14 protein-coding genes are annotated in these 14,465 nt (G+C 59.9%); 12 read left to right on the forward strand and 2 right to left on the reverse strand.

The window, feature by feature from the left end:
- The first annotated feature begins 460 nt into the window (after positions 1-460).
- From H567_RS24095 to H567_RS0109495, 3 genes are all read left to right on the forward strand, one after another.
- Positions 461-865: an iron-sulfur cluster assembly scaffold protein gene (locus H567_RS24095; protein ID WP_244155449.1), complete on the forward strand. Its 405-nt coding sequence runs from the start codon at positions 461-463 to the stop codon at positions 863-865.
- A 501-nt stretch (positions 866-1,366) separates the two neighbouring features.
- Positions 1,367-1,903, forward strand: a complete 537-nt coding sequence (locus tag H567_RS0109490; protein ID WP_028321218.1) for a GNAT family N-acetyltransferase — start codon at positions 1,367-1,369, stop codon at positions 1,901-1,903.
- Between the two features lie 49 nt (positions 1,904-1,952).
- A complete protein-coding gene (locus H567_RS0109495) occupies positions 1,953-3,056 on the forward strand; it encodes a M20 family metallopeptidase (RefSeq protein WP_028321219.1) in 1,104 nt (367 codons plus the stop codon).
- A gap of 30 nt (positions 3,057-3,086) precedes the next feature.
- Here H567_RS0109495 and H567_RS0109500 read toward each other — a convergent pair whose 3' ends face one another.
- The gene (locus tag H567_RS0109500; protein ID WP_028321220.1) at positions 3,087-3,923 is read right to left on the reverse strand and encodes a phosphate ABC transporter substrate-binding protein; all 837 of its coding nucleotides are present in this window, start codon (positions 3,921-3,923) and stop codon (positions 3,087-3,089) included.
- 497 nt (positions 3,924-4,420) lie between these two features.
- Between H567_RS0109500 and H567_RS0109510 the strand changes: the two genes are divergently transcribed.
- The 6 genes from H567_RS0109510 (at position 4,421) to H567_RS24105 (ending at position 9,833) form a co-directional block, all read left to right on the forward strand.
- Positions 4,421-5,620, forward strand: a complete 1,200-nt coding sequence (locus tag H567_RS0109510; protein ID WP_028321222.1) for a M24 family metallopeptidase — start codon at positions 4,421-4,423, stop codon at positions 5,618-5,620.
- A 436-nt stretch (positions 5,621-6,056) separates the two neighbouring features.
- Complete coding sequence (locus tag H567_RS0109515; protein WP_035253914.1) at positions 6,057-6,347, forward strand: ComEA family DNA-binding protein; 291 nt, start codon at positions 6,057-6,059, stop codon at positions 6,345-6,347.
- Between the two features lie 405 nt (positions 6,348-6,752).
- Positions 6,753-7,226 (forward strand): PaaI family thioesterase, encoded by a 474-nt coding sequence (locus H567_RS0109520; protein ID WP_028321224.1) that lies wholly within the window; start codon positions 6,753-6,755, stop codon positions 7,224-7,226.
- A 103-nt stretch (positions 7,227-7,329) separates the two neighbouring features.
- Positions 7,330-7,755: a large-conductance mechanosensitive channel protein MscL gene (mscL, locus tag H567_RS0109525; RefSeq protein ID WP_028321225.1), complete on the forward strand. Its 426-nt coding sequence runs from the start codon at positions 7,330-7,332 to the stop codon at positions 7,753-7,755.
- 304 nt (positions 7,756-8,059) lie between these two features.
- Positions 8,060-8,395, forward strand: a complete 336-nt coding sequence (locus H567_RS28470) for a hypothetical protein (protein WP_028321226.1) — start codon at positions 8,060-8,062, stop codon at positions 8,393-8,395.
- A gap of 28 nt (positions 8,396-8,423) precedes the next feature.
- Positions 8,424-9,833 (forward strand): glycosyltransferase family 2 protein, encoded by a 1,410-nt coding sequence (locus H567_RS24105; protein WP_244155450.1) that lies wholly within the window; start codon positions 8,424-8,426, stop codon positions 9,831-9,833.
- 222 nt (positions 9,834-10,055) lie between these two features.
- Here H567_RS24105 and H567_RS0109540 read toward each other — a convergent pair whose 3' ends face one another.
- On the reverse strand, positions 10,056-12,299 hold the full coding sequence (locus tag H567_RS0109540; protein WP_028321227.1) for an aconitate hydratase: 2,244 nt from the start codon (positions 12,297-12,299) through the stop codon (positions 10,056-10,058).
- 278 nt (positions 12,300-12,577) lie between these two features.
- Between H567_RS0109540 and H567_RS0109545 the strand changes: the two genes are divergently transcribed.
- The 3 genes from H567_RS0109545 to H567_RS0109555 all read left to right on the forward strand — a co-directional run bounded on the left by H567_RS0109545 (position 12,578) and on the right by H567_RS0109555 (position 14,464).
- A complete protein-coding gene (locus H567_RS0109545; protein ID WP_153306123.1) occupies positions 12,578-12,946 on the forward strand; it encodes a hypothetical protein in 369 nt (122 codons plus the stop codon).
- Positions 12,936-13,415: a metallophosphoesterase family protein gene (locus tag H567_RS0109550; protein ID WP_028321229.1), complete on the forward strand. Its 480-nt coding sequence runs from the start codon at positions 12,936-12,938 to the stop codon at positions 13,413-13,415. Before H567_RS0109545 ends, H567_RS0109550 begins: the two co-directional genes overlap by 11 nt.
- A gap of 149 nt (positions 13,416-13,564) precedes the next feature.
- Positions 13,565-14,464: a S1C family serine protease gene (locus H567_RS0109555; protein WP_028321230.1), complete on the forward strand. Its 900-nt coding sequence runs from the start codon at positions 13,565-13,567 to the stop codon at positions 14,462-14,464.
- Position 14,465 lies beyond the last annotated feature (1 nt).

Raw genomic sequence — 14,465 nt, forward strand, 5'->3', positions numbered from 1 at the left:
CCAACAGGGGCGGAATCATCCTGGATTCGACAGCCGCCGGAACTCAAATCTGAAGGATTTGGCTCGATCTGTCAAAGGATATCCGAAAGCCATGAAGGTTGTCCTGTGAAATCCGCGGCTCCGCCCCTCGGGTGTGGATTTTGCGGGTTCTGTAGGCGCTTTTGGCCGGCGCTGACGGGATAGGGGATCGAGGCCGCCCGGAAATTATGGAACTGCGCTTCGGTTCCCGCTGCGTGTCGACGGTACGACCGGTGCTGGTGCCCGTCGGGCTGCATTTGGGTGGTTCCCAATTCCAGCGGAATCGGATATCATGGATTTCAAGTGCAGAGATTCCCCTGACCCGGGGCCGCCGGTCCGTGATGCGGTCCAGCGTCGGGAGGTCCGATTGCAGCAAGGATACGGGAGGTTGAAACAGGGTTCAATGGAAGAAAAGACATTTGATTTTTGGCAGGATCACTCCTTGCATTATCTCGAGATGGCCTTTCGAACGGATCGGCACGAGCGCCCGGCGCACCCTGAAGGGTATGGCAAACGGACCGGGGTGTGCGGAGACACCATCGAGATGTTCCTCTCGTTCCTGCACGGTCGGATTCAAGGCATAAACTTTCAGACAGACGGCTGCATGAACACCAATGCCTGCGCGAATACGGTTGGCCAGTTGGCGGAGGGCAAGTCCATCGAAGAGGCCTGGGAGATTACGCCCCAGCATGTCGTCGATTTTCTCGAGACGCTTCCCGCCGGCGACCATCACTGCGCGGAACTGGCGGTGGGCGCCTTCTATCTGGCCCTTGCCGATGCCGAACGGCGCCGGCGCGACGCCTACCGTTGGCGCAAGAAGAGCGACCCGGCGAGCGAGGCTTCTTGAGGCGGCTGGGTTCGGCCGGGGCATGCCGCTGCGGTTTTTCGACCCGGGCGCTGCCGCCTGGGAGCGTCCAGGATGTTGTTAGGCGGCTGTTGACCTATTGAGCAGGTCTCTTACGGTACAGCTGCATCCCTGTTGGATTTCCATCCGGAAATGGTCCTTTTTCCCAACCTCGGCCTCGACGTGCTCGTTTGCCTGTGCGGCGACCTGCTGGTTGCCTTAGCACAAACGTTTGATTTCATTGATATTGGATGAGAATTTTCATGTCCGGATTGGAAACTGGGTTCTAAGGGGAAAACCTTTCCGGGTGGGAAAATTTTTTTGATACCGGATAAGCCTGGCCGTACAGCGAGGCGGTGAGACTAAGCGCACGAAGCGTGTGAAGAGAAGCTCTATATTGTCCGAATTGGAAACTCGGTTGCACCCGAAAAATCATTTCCGGACGGAAACTAATTGAATACGGGCCAGGGTTCAGCCCCCGACCTTTTGGAGAAAATCGGTTTTATGACGGCATCAGCAGAGGATCCAGAGCCGAAATCCAGGCGCTCGTCGATCAAGATCCGTGAGATGGAGATCGACGACATTGCGCAGGTGTTTCACCTTGGAGAGAAATTATTTACGGCGGAGAGCGCGCCCAACACCTATCGGACGTGGGATGAGTACGAGGTGATCGAACTCTTTTACGGCGATGTGGAATTTTGCCTTGTGGCGGTAAAAGATGAAAAGATCGTCGGTTTCATCCTGGGAACCACCATCACCAAGACCCACTCGGCCTGGAAATACGGACATCTGGTGTGGCTTGCGGTCGACCCGGCCCTTCAGCGCAAAGGCGTTGCCGAGAAGCTTTTCAGGCGTTTCAAGGATGTCATGCTCAAACACGACGTGCGTATGCTCGTGGTGGACACAGACGCCGAGAACCTGCCCGCATTGCGCCTCTTCAGGCGTCTGGGGTTCGGCAACCCCAAACAGCACATCTATCTGACGATGAACATGGCCGGCGAAAGACAGCTCATGAAGAAAAAAACGAACGGGGGAAACTGACCTCCCCCCAAGAACCCCGGTGGAATCTTTGATCCAGGATCCTTCCTGCATGATCCAGCCCCAGCGTCTCAAAAAGCTCCTCGAGCGGATGGTCGATATTTACAGCCCCTCAGGCAAAGAAGAGGAGCTCGTCGAGTTTCTGAGGGGGTACCTCAAGCGCCGCGGGCTGCCGGTTACCCTTCAGCCCGTGGACGAAAACCGCTCCAACCTGCTGGTGATCCCGCCGGAGACCGAGGTGCGCCTGGCCCTGGTAGGGCACCTGGACACGGTCGCGGCCTACGAAATCGAAGACTACGGCTACTCGGAAACGGACGGCACCGTCAGGGGGCTTGGCACCGCCGACATGAAAGGGGGCTGTGCCGCGATGATCGAGGCCTATCTCTCTCTCTGGCAGAGTGGACGGCAGCGGTTTCCTGCCGCCTTGTGCCTGGTCGTCGGGGAGGAGGAGGCAGGGGACGGGGCGAGGCAGTTGGCCAGGCAGTATCATTTTCCGTGGGTGCTGATCGGCGAACCGACCGATCTCAGACCTTGCCTGAGCCATTACGGCTATGTGGAACTCCATGTGACGACAGGAGGGCAGCGGATGCATGCCTCCCTGGCGGGCAGGGCCCAGAGCGCCGTCGAAGTGCTCTTGAATGTCCTTCTGAGTCTCTCCAAAGACATCCAGGCGCGGCATCCCGAGACGACCTACAACATACGCGACCTCTACAGCGTCCACGCGGGCTTTGCTGTACCGGAGTATTCGGAGGCCTGGATCGATCTGCATCTGCCCCCGTCTTCTCCTATCGGCGAGATTGTGACGGAACTGGAAGAAGGGGTTGCCGAACAGAAAGGGCGTTACCCCGGTGTCGACGTCGGTGTGAACGTGACGACCATCGATGCCGGCTACGCGCTTCCCGAGAAGGGCCGCCTGATCGATGCGCTCAAGACCGTCTATGACCGCCGCGGCCTCCTGTGGGCACCCGAGCCCTTCAGGAGCCATTCCGATGCCAACCAGCTTTGGGCCGCCGGGATGAAAGCCCTCATCCTCGGGCCGGGCCGCCTGGAGTATGCCCATGCGCCTCAGGAGGAGGTGCCCTTCGAGCAGGTTGTCCTGGCCTCCGAGATCTACGCCGAGCTGATGGTGGAATCCTGCCCCGAATCCGACGGGTGAGGGCCCGCAGGCTTGTGCATCCGCCCCTCGTTATCCGAAGATGTCCACCGGCACGAAACCCGCCTGCCTGACCTCCCTCTGCCCCTCGTCGCTCAGAAGATAGATGATGAAAGACTTGATTTCCCAGGTCAGGCAATCCGATGAGGTGTAGAGCAGGAGGCGTCTGAGAACAGGGTACCGTTTCGAGCGGGCGTTTTCGATGGAGGCCTCGATGCCGTCGATACTGAGAGGCCGGATCTCCTCGTTAACGAATCCGGAGCTGATGTATCCGATGGCCTCCGGATGCGTGGCCACATAGGCGGCTACGGCGCTGTTGGAGGCAACCACGATGGGTTCAGCGGGGATCCCCTCCGGGGCGGGGGCGACGATCCGGTTCCAGATGTCGCGGGTTCCCGAGTCTTCACTGCGGTTCACTGTCACAATGGGCAGGTCCGCCCCTCCGAGCTGGCTCCACCGCTCGAGCTTTCCGGAGAAGATGTCTCGAAGCTGCCCAAGGGATAGATCACGAAGGGGGTTTCGAGGGTGCACGATGGGCACGACCATATCATATCCGAAGACGAACTCACGATATTGGGTTGCGCTCTCTCCCAGCTCCGAAGCTGTCGCCGGGACGGAGGAGACTGCAATCTCGCACTGTCCGCCGACGAGGGCCGCGATGCCCTTGTGCGACCCGATGGGCACGACCTCGATCCGGACGCTGCTCTGCCTGGAATAGGCCTGCACAATGCGCTCCAGGACCGGTTGGGTGGTCGTTGAACCGTAGATGCGGACAACGTCGGGTTCGCTCTCCGCGCAGCCGGAGGCTCCCAGCAGGATCCCGGCACAGAGAATGATGCAGGCAAGAAAACGAAGGCTGTGTAAGGACATGACCGACCTCGAATACGTTTGGGTGGGTGAAAAACGCATGCAGCCAAGCGAAATCGTTCGAAGAAAGGGTTCCTCTTGCGGGACCCCGGTTCTGCCCGGCCCTCTCTTCCCGTGCTCTCTTTCCCCGAAGATTTCAACCTCCGGATGCAATCCGGACGATGTCATTCCAGAAGGCATCATCCTGAAAATGCCCGCGCCGGTCAAGGCCTAAAAGGGTGTTGAATGGGTTTGTGCAGGCCTCATGACGGGCGCTCGGGCTTTACAACGACTGTCGGTTGCAGTATTTTCGAGACTCCTGCCGCAAGAGTCGATGCGGGAGGCCGGCGCCTCGGGCTCGGACCCGAGCCCCAAATCCCGAGATCCGAAGACGGAACGGTGAAACCGGAAACCCGATGACGCATTCCGGGTTCCCGAATCCGAAACAGCGAACCATGCGACCTTGATAAAGGACGGCTGTCCGGGAGCCTGGTTCCCTTTGCCTGTGACGGGGGGAGATTGTGGAAAAGGTACCTCGAAGCGAGATCCGGCAGCGCATCGAGCGGCTTCAGTCGCTCCTGCTAAGTCGTGGCCTTTCAGGAGCGCTGATCTTTCAGAATGTGGACCTCTACTATTATACGGGAACGATTCAGTCCTCGGTCCTCTTCGTCCCCGGCAAGGGCGACGCCGTGCTCATGGTGCAGAAAAACTGGACCAGGGCGCGGGCCGAAACGTCCCTCGAGACGGTGGTACCGCTCCCCAAGGGAAGACGCTCCATGGCGGATGTCCTCCGGGATTGCGGATTCGAGCCCAAGGGGAAGGTCGGCATCGAACTGGACGTCATTCCGGCCGACCTCTATCTTTGGCTGTGCACCCGCTTCGAACGCTGTGCCTGGGAGGATTTGAGCCCCCTCATTCGCCTCCAGCGGATGCGCAAATCGCCTTACGAGGTGGAACGGATCCGCATGGCGGCCGGAATCCTGGATAAGGGTTTCCGCGCGCTTTGCGGAATCATACGGGAGGGGATGACGGAACTCGAGGTGGACGGGCATATGGCCCTCATCGCCCGGCGCCTGGGCCACATGGGCATCTTGAGGATGAGGGGCTGGAACCAGGAGATGACCTATGCCCACGTCCTGTCGGGTGAGAGCGGGGCGATGAGCTCGTTCTTGAACAGCGCCCATGCAGGCAAGGGCACCACCCCCGCCATGGCGCAGGGGGCGGGATTCCGCAGGTTGAGGCGCAACGAGCCGATCGGCATCGACTATGCGATCGGCGTGGACGGCTACGTGGGCGATCAGTTCCGGACCTTCGTCATCGGTGCTCTTCCCGGGCCGCTTCAGGCTGCCCACGATTGTTCATTCGAGATACACCTTCGCTTCCAGGAGACGGCCGGACCCGGAGTGCACTGCGACGCCCTTTATGCCATGGCGTTGAAAGAGGCGGAGCGGGCCGGTTTGCAGGCTCATTTCATGGGTTACGGCGAAGGTCAGGTCCACTTCATCGGGCATGGAATCGGTCTGGAGATCGACGAGTTCCCCATCGTCGCCCCCGGGTTCCGCAAACCCCTCGAACCTGGGATGGTGCTGGCACTCGAGCCCAAGTTCGTCTTCCCCGGCGAAGGTTTGGTTGGCCTGGAAGATGATTACCTGGTCACCCCGAACGGTGTGGAGCGGATCACTTTGACAGATCAGACGGTGATGAAAGTCTTGTGCGATTGATTCTCCTGCCTTCGCCGCCAGTCCACTGGGCGGGTGGATGACGTGCGGGCGTCATGCAAAGTCCGGCCTTTCGTCTGCTTCCCGACCAAGACGACCTGCACGGGCGGGTCTGGGCCCGCACAAGGGGTCATGTGGAAATGAAACCCGAGTGCCTCGTTTCGAGGGCACATCCTTGGGATTCTGAGGGCGAGCGTTGATCGAAGAAAGGCTTTTTCGATTCTATCGGCAGCGCCGCTCTGCAATGGAACGCTCTGGTTTCATTCGCTATTCGACTGGCGGATCAGGGCATACCCCGATTTGCACGCTGTCTCGTCTCCGGTGTTCCCACTTTTAGGCATAGCCTTTGCTGCTGGTCTTACCGTTTCCGCCAAAGCCCCTTGGGGTCAGGCGGGGTGGTGGGGCTGGCAGCGAGGGATGGCACGAAAGGATAGGTCAAATGGGAGCGATTAAAAAACAGTGTTTCGGTGTGTTTGCAGCCGTTTTTTTTCTGATGATGTTTTGTGCCGCAGCGGTTGGGGCAGCTGAGACCGTTGGGCAGATCAACATCAACGAGGCTACCGTCGAGGAATTGACCGATCTTGAAGGGGTCGGACCGGGGTATGCCCAGAAGATCGTTGAGTATCGCAAAGAGAACGGGCCTTTCGACAAGCCGGAGGATATCATGAAGGTGAAGGGCATCGGAGACAAGATATGGGAAACGAATAAGGACAGGATCAAAACAAAGTAACCAGGAAGAAAAACCAGATCCCCTCCTGCCTTAGCACCACCTAGCGAAGGTGTATTCGCCCCCACCGCCGCAGGGCCTGTTCCTCCACCAAATATTGCTTGCCGATTTTCTGCAAAAGGGCTAAAGATCATAGGACGAAGGCCGCTAAACCTGTACCTCACGTCCTAACGGGGCCTTTCCCGTTCTGGTCCATCCGGAAAAGAACATCCGGTACGGCCGATTTTGATCATGTGATGCACAGCCGGGGCGGCCGGGTTGGGCGGAAGAATCTTTTGCCGGTCCAGGAGCAAGCCACCGTTTGTGCGGTTGTCCGCAGGCCACCGGACAAGCGAACCTGCAGATTGAAGCCGAGACTGGGAGAAAAGCCTGTTTTCGGATGGAAACCTACTCAGGCGGGCGCAGGGCATGATGCAAGCAGAGGCGTTCCAGGATTTGATACCGGACAATAGGTGTTTCGGGTGCGGCCCACGAAACGAGCACGGGCTGCGCATCAAGAGTTATTGGGATGGGGAGGAATCTGTCTGCACCTTCCAGCCGGAGCCGTTCCATACAGCGGGTCCTCCTCACTTTTTGAACGGCGGCATCACGGCCACCATCGTGGATTGCCACTGCGTCTGCACCGCCATCGCCCATACCTACCGTGCTGAAAATCGTCCCATCGGATCAGAACCCCACATCTGGTGTGTCACGGCATCCCTCAATGTCAGATATCTAAAGCCGATCTACCTTGAAGATCCGGTGCATCTGCGGGCGAGGGTCATGGAGTCGGACGGCCGCAGGACGAAGATCGCCTGCAGCGTTTTTTCGAGGGGCTCGGAAGCCGCCAAGGGGGAGGTCGTTGCGGTTCGAGTGCCGCCCGAATGGCGTTCCGGACTTTAAGCGCCCTGTTGGATGCGAAAGGAGGCAATCCGGGGCGTCGGGTCGAGAGGCGCGGGTGAAGGGTCCGATTTGAGAAACCATCTTTGCAGAGGAGGAGCTTGATATGGGGTTGATGAAGGAATTCAAAGAGTTTGCGATGCGGGGAAACGTCCTTGACATGGCCATCGGCATCATGATGGGGGCGGCCTTCGGCAAGATCGTGTCCTCCTTGGTAAACGATGTGCTGATGCCTCCGATCGGCAAAGCGCTTGGAAACGTCAACTTTTCAAACCTTTTCATCCTATTGGGCGACGGGGAGTTTCCTTCTGTGGCGGCTGCAAAGGAGGCCGGGGTGGCGACCATCAATTACGGCATCTTCATCAACACGGTCATCGATTTCGTGATCGTCGCCTTCGTCATCTTTCTCTTTGTGAAGGGCATCAATTCCATGAAAAGGAAGGAAGAGGCAGCGCCTGCCGCGCCCCCCGAGCCATCCGCGGAAGAGAAACTTTTGACCGAAATCCGCGATTTGCTCAAAAAGCGCGCTTGAGGACGGGCCGCCGGGGAAGGGGTGTTTTTTTGCCCTTAATATCTTGATATATCAAAGACTTTTTTGAGCTTCAGATTTATTGAGGATTTTGTTGACATCGGATTGAGACAGCCTTAAATTGGCGCATTTAATACGGCGGGCTGGTTTCGGGCCTCTCCTGGGGTGCGGAGTGAGCCCGCTGTTTTGTAGGGGGATGGCGTGAGGCGGAATTTCCGAAGGGAATTTTCGCTGCCGGGCCTAAATCGTATCCATCCGGAAATGATTTCCCGGTAGAACCCAGTTTCCAATCCGGAAATGAAAATTTTTGGCCAATATCAAGGAAATCAAGCGTTTGCGCGGAGGCGACCTGCAGGTCGCCGCACAAGTAAACGTGCAGATTGACGCCGAGATTGGCCAAAAAGACCATTTCCAGATGGAAACTAGATCACGCGATCCTGAAAGGGGCGAGTCACACCGAGTTCGACCATGCTCCAAATCTTCAGAGCTTGGCAGGAGGTGGACCATGCTGATCAAAGACTATTACGAGGAATACATCAATGAGAATGGTAAAGAGGTTTTTGCCTCATTCGGCACTAACCGCGTACCCCGAAGGCTCAAGATTTCAATCGAGCGGGCTGCTGCAGGGCGGCCGTCTGTCTGACAAGACGGTCCATCCGCTGGCGGCGTATTTGGGTCTGCTGCTCATTCTGTCGACTCTTGCAGCTGTGGCGGCAGCCGGCTTTCATTATGCGGAAGAGATCACCCTCGCGAGGGACAAACTCCGCCAGAATCCATGGGGCGAAGTATTTTTCCTCTCGGGGCTTTTTTTTGTGCTGATCAATGGGTCCATTTTGATTTGGCGTATCGTGCTGTTCCGCCGCTACCGGCCGGTCGAGGCGTGTGCGGATGAATCTCTGCCGCGCTGCACGGTGATCGTTCCGGCTTACAACGAAGGCAGGCAGGTGATGGGGACGCTGCTGAGCCTGGCCCGCAGCGATTACCCCGGAGAGAAACTGCAGCTCATCGCGGTGGATGACGGAAGCGTTGACGATACGTGGACCTGGATCATGCGGGCCAAGAGGGAGCTGAAGGGCCGGGTGCAGGCGATCCGGCTGCCGAAAAACCAGGGGAAGCGCCATGCTCTCTACGCCGGCTTCAAGCGCAGCGAGGGGGACGTCCTGGTGACGGTGGACAGCGATTCGGAGGTCGAGCGCGACACCCTGCGCAAGCTGGTGAGCCCGTTCGTGGCGAACGAGCAGGTCGGGGCCGTGGCGGGCAACGTACGGGTCCTGAATGGGAGGGAGGGGCTCATTCCGAGGATGCTGGATGTGACCTTCCTCTACAGCTTCGATTTTATCCGGGCGGGTCAGAGCATGGTCAACACGGTCATGTGCACGCCCGGGGCCCTGTCCGCGTACCGGCGGGGGATCGTCGAAGAGGTTATGGAAGAGTGGGTGAGGCAGACATTTTTCGGACGGCCTGCCAATATCGGCGAGGACAGGGCCATGACCAACCTGATTCTCAGGGCCGGCTACCACGTTCATTTCCAGCAGGATGCATACGTTTACACGCAGGTGCCCATCCGTTACAAGAATCTGTGCAAGATGTTCCTGCGCTGGGCCCGGAGCAATATCCGCGAGACGTTCGTGATGAGCCGTTTCGCCTTCAGACGGTTCCGCAAGGGGCCTATGCTCGGGGCGCGTATCAACCTGCTGGCCGGGTGGATGTCGATGTGCCTCGGGCCGGTCTTCTGGGCGGTGACCTTTGCGCATCTGCTCGCGGCTCCCTCCATTTACAGCTTTCAAATTCTCTCCGGGATTGTGATCAGCACCAGTCTGCCCGCAGGGCTTTACTGCTGGCGCCGGGGCAGCTTGGAGGGCCTTTGGGCTTACCTATACGGGATCTTCTGGTTTTTGGCCCTTTCCTGGATTACACCTTATGCCCTCCTGACCCCGCATAAATCAGGCTGGTTGACGCGTCAGCTCAAACAGCGGAACCGGCCGGTACGGCAACGGGTGGCGGCGCGTGCCGTCGATGCGATTCGCCCCGCGCCTGCCGCCACCGCGCGATTCTCGCCCCACGCCCAACCCCGGCTCTGAAGCAGGGAGACGACGGACGGGGCGGCGCAGGCCGCCGCCCCGTCCGTTTAATGGGCCCTTACGTTTGCCGAGGACCACAACGAGCTGCTTCACCCGGCCGGAGCCAGGTTCGAGGCCTTTCTTCCCGTAAAAATGTCTGCAGGCCGCCCGGCAGCGAAAACCGGGCGGCCTTGCGCATCGTCGGCTTGCGGCAGACGTTTCGAAAGATTGGCGAAGGGCGGTTTAGGTCGCTGAACCGCGCAGCGCTGAACCGGCCTTGAACCACGCGATCTGCTTATTGTTCAGGCTGTGGTCGAGGCGGATCTCAAAAGAATCGCCGTTTTTCGCCGACACCCTGGCGATGACCGGTTTCCCGGGTGCGAGCCGGTCCAATCCCAGGATACTGATGCGATCGAACTCCCCGATTCTGTCGTAGTCCGACGGATCGGAGAATACGAAGGGCAGAATGCCCTGCTTCTTGAGGTTCGCCTCATGGATGCGGGCGAAGGAGCGCGCAATGACGGCCTTTGCGCCGAGAAAGCGCGGAGTCATGGCCGCATGCTCCCGGCTGGAGCCCTCGCCGTAATTCCAATCCCCGATGATGATGCATCCGCCCGCGTTCTCTTTGTAATACAGGGCGAGGTCGGGGAAGGGGACCCCGCGGGCGCCGGTCAAGACGTTCGTGCCGTGCCCGGTTTCCCGGGTGAAGGCATTGAGGGCGCCTTCCAGCAGATTCTTCGAGATATTGCTCAAGTGCCCCCGGTAGGCCAGCCATTTTCCGCCCGGGGAGATGTGGTCGGTGGTGGTCTTTCCCTCCGTCTTGACGAGGATCGGAAGGTCGATGAAGTCCCCGCCATCCCAGGGATCGAACGGCTTCAACCGCTCAAGCCGTTCGGAATCAGGGGGGATGATCACCTCGGTGCCACTGCCGTCCTCGTTGGGGGGGCGGAAGCCCTCCTTGCTGGAGACAAGGCCGTTCGGGGGGAGGGCGGGCGGTTCGGGAGGGATCAGCTTGAAGGGTTCGCCGGAGGCGGAGACAAGGGGGTCCCGCTCCGGGTCGAAGCCCACCTTACCGGCGATCGCGAGCGCTGCCGCCATGGCCGGGGAGGTGAGAAACGCCCTTGTCTCCGGGTTGGCGTCGTTCCTTCCGCGGAAATTGCGATTGAAGGTGGTGAAGATGACGTTGGGCGTCCCCTTGGGAAGGTCTGTCCGCTCCCATTGGCCGATGCATGGGCCGCAGGCGGAGGCCAGGATCGTCGCGCCCGCTTCGAGAAAGGTGTCTAAAAGGTGGTTGCGGCGGATCGTCTCGAAGATTTGGCGCGAGCCTGGTGAAAGGAGAAAAGGCGCCTTCGGTTTGAGGCCTTGGCGAGCGGCCTGCTCGAGGATGTCCGCCGCCGCATGGAGATCCGAATAGGATGAATTCGTGCAGGAGCCCAGAAGGACTGCAGAAACGCTTTTCGGCCACCCTTCCTCTTCGGCCTTGCGGGCGAATTCGGCGACGGCGGTGACGTTATCGGGGCTGAAGGGGCCGGCGTGGGCAGGTTTGATCGACGCGAGGTCCAATTCGACCACATTCGCAAAGACGCTTTGAGGATCGGCGGTGCAGGCGTCGTCCTGTGCGAGGACCCCGGACATGGCCCTGACTTCGTCGGCGTCACCGCTGCGTCCAACGTTGCGCAGGTAGGCGTCCATGCTTTCATCGTAGACGAACACGGAGGAGGTGGCGCCGAGTTCGGCTCCCATATTGGTGATGGTGGCCTTCTCGGTGGCTGAGAGAGACCGCGCTCCATCACCGAAGTATTCGAAGATCTTGCCCGTGCCGCCTTTGACGGTGAAGCGCCGTAGCATCTCCAGGACGAGGTCCTTGGCGGAGGCCCAACCACTCAGGCGGCCGGTGAGATGTACGCCGACGATGGTTGGACAGGGTGTTTCCCACGGGAGGCCGAGCATGGCCTCGGCCGCATCCGCTCCCCCGACGCCGATCGCCAACATGCCGAGCCCCCCGGCATTGGGGGTGTGGGAATCGGTGCCCAGCATCAGGCCGCCGGGGAAAGCGTAGTTTTCGAAGACCACTTGGTGGATGATGCCCGATCCGGGTCCCCAGAAGCCGAGGCCGTAGCGTTCGGCCGCCGACGAAAGAAAATCATAGACCTCGTGGTTGGCCTCGCAGCCGGTGGCGAGGTCGATTTCCGCGCCTCGGGAGGCCCTCAAAAGATGGTCGCAGTGGATGGTGGCAGGGACCCGAGTCCTCTCGGCCTGGGACTGCATGAACTGGAGCATGGCCATCTGGGCCGTTGCATCCTGGAGGGCCACACGGTCCGGGTAGAGTTCCACGGGGTCTTGGCCGGGTGTCAGGCGTTTTGCGTAGGAGCCTTCACCTTCGTGGAGAAAAAGGATCTTTTCCGTATAGGAAAGGCCGCGCCCCAGCACACGCCGCTTCTTGTCGAGGATGGCTCGCGCCTCCTGCACGTCGAATCGAAAAAGCATCAGTCAAATTCCTTGGGCGATGCCCGCCAGGGCATCGGAGAGAGTGAGGTCAAGAAGAATTCTCCGTATCCCCGCTGCTTCCCGGGAACGGCCGCTTCGAGGGCGGCCGGCGCTGCCGGATGAACCTCCACAGGACAACGATGCAGCCTCGGGGGGCTGAAAAGGCATGTTCAGCCGCGCCGGCCCAAAAGGGTTGTTCGGAAGTCCAGTGTTCTATAATAGAGGAAAATGGAGGGTTGGCAAGACCCCAGATCCGAGATTCTCGATATTTCCCCTGAATGGATCTGCAGGAGCGGGTAGGCGTGCGCTTAGGAGTTGAAGATCCTCGCTCGTATGCGTATGCTGGCTTTCAGCTGCAAAGAACGATTTTGCTTCCCAGCGGGGCGCGTTCAGGCTTTTCCCGCATCAGGGAAATCAAGCCCGCGTGCTGGAGCGGGCTGAAGGCCGCCGCGCAGGGTAACGTTCAGATGGATGCGGAGAATGACAAGAAGAAACTTTTCCGGATGGGGAGCCGGGCATCACGGGATCGTCGTTTCCCGGCGGATGCAAGCCGATGCTGCCTGGCCGGGTCGGCGGAGCGGCGCACCCGGTCCCGGCCGGGCCTGATCCGGGGACGATTGGATGGTGTCGCGATCGATGCGGGATGAAAGACAATCGGCGATTGTAGGGGTTGTTTCCGACACCCATGGACTGCTGCGCCCCGAGGTTGAAGAACGCCTCGGGGGTGTCGACTTGATCGTGCACGCGGGCGATGTGGGCAATCCGGTGATTCTGGAACACCTTCGCCGTATTGCGCCGCTCAGGACCGTGCGGGGCAATACGGACCGCGGGCCTTGGGCCCGCGACCTGCCGCGATCGGACCTGTTCGAGTACGAGGGGCGGGGCTTTTACGTGATCCACGACATCCTGGAGATGGACCTCGATCCGCGTGCGGCGCAGGTTGCGGTGGTCATCAGCGGCCACTCGCACAGGCCGTTGATCGAGAGCCGCGAAGGCATCCTGTATCTCAACCCGGGCAGCGCCGGTCCCCGCCGTTTCCTTCTGCCTGTGGCCATGGCGAGGCTGGCGATAAATCCCGACGGTCTGGATCCGGAGATCATCCTCCTTCAAGGGTGAGGCGGAATCGGCAAGGAGGGCTATCGAGGGTTCGAGAAGGATATTGCCAAATAGAAAAACATGTGTTATACAGCGAATTTAAACGGTTGTCCGGCGCCTCCGTCGCCGGATCCTTCCTCTTCGAATCAGAACAGGCATAGGAAGACGGTTTGACGGCATCCTTTTCGGAGGTTCAACCCATGGTGGATCGGTCGGCTCACTGGCTGGTGACGGTGCTTTTAACGGGATTGCTCGCTGTATTTTGCACAAGCGCAGCGTGGGCAGGGGTCATTGAAGGGAGTGTCGAGGAAACGGACGGCGCGAGGGTCAAGGTCCGTTTCGCTGCAGCCGAGATGCCCGAGGCAGGGGATTTCGTCGATCTGGGGTTGGAGGACTCCGACGGCAGGACGACGTTGCTTGGCACCTGGAAGGTGACGGAGGTCGCTGACGGGTTTGTCTGGGCTGAGGCCCTGGATGAGGCTGCCGAGCCGGCACCGCAGGCGAAGGCCTTTATCTATGCGGGGTCGGCGGACATTTGCGCCGAAAAGAAGGCCGGTGTGGCATCCGCAATCGGCCCCGAGAGACCGTCCGGCGGTTACGCCAAGACGGGCGCTTCGGGTGAGGCCGAGATCGGGCGTGAAGTCGTTGCGGCGTTCAGGGCCGCCCACAACCGGGTGAACCCGCATGGTCTACAGGGGAAAACAGGGTTGGAGGAGCCGGGGTGGCTGGGTGTCACCCTGAAGATGGTAACCCTCGACCTTGCAAGGTCCTTCGGGATGTCAGGACCCCAGGGGGTGCTCGTGGCCAGCATCTTTGCGGGAGGTCCGGCCGAAAAGGCGGGGTTTCATCAGGATGATGTCATCGTGAATTTCGACGGCACGCCGATATCCAATTGCCACGTGATGCCGGATCTCCTGGCCTGTGCGAGTCCGGGCAGGAAGGTGACCGTGGTGCTGTGGCGCGGGGGCAAATTCATCTCGAAAGAGGTCGTGATGGGAGCCCAGCCGTGGGCGATGGGCGGCGAAGAGAAGAAGGCCGTCGCGAAGACCGCCAGGAAGGCAAAACCCTGAT

It is taken from the genome of Desulfatiglans anilini DSM 4660, from assembly GCF_000422285.1.
GTDB lineage: Bacteria > Desulfobacterota > DSM-4660 > Desulfatiglandales > Desulfatiglandaceae > Desulfatiglans > Desulfatiglans anilini.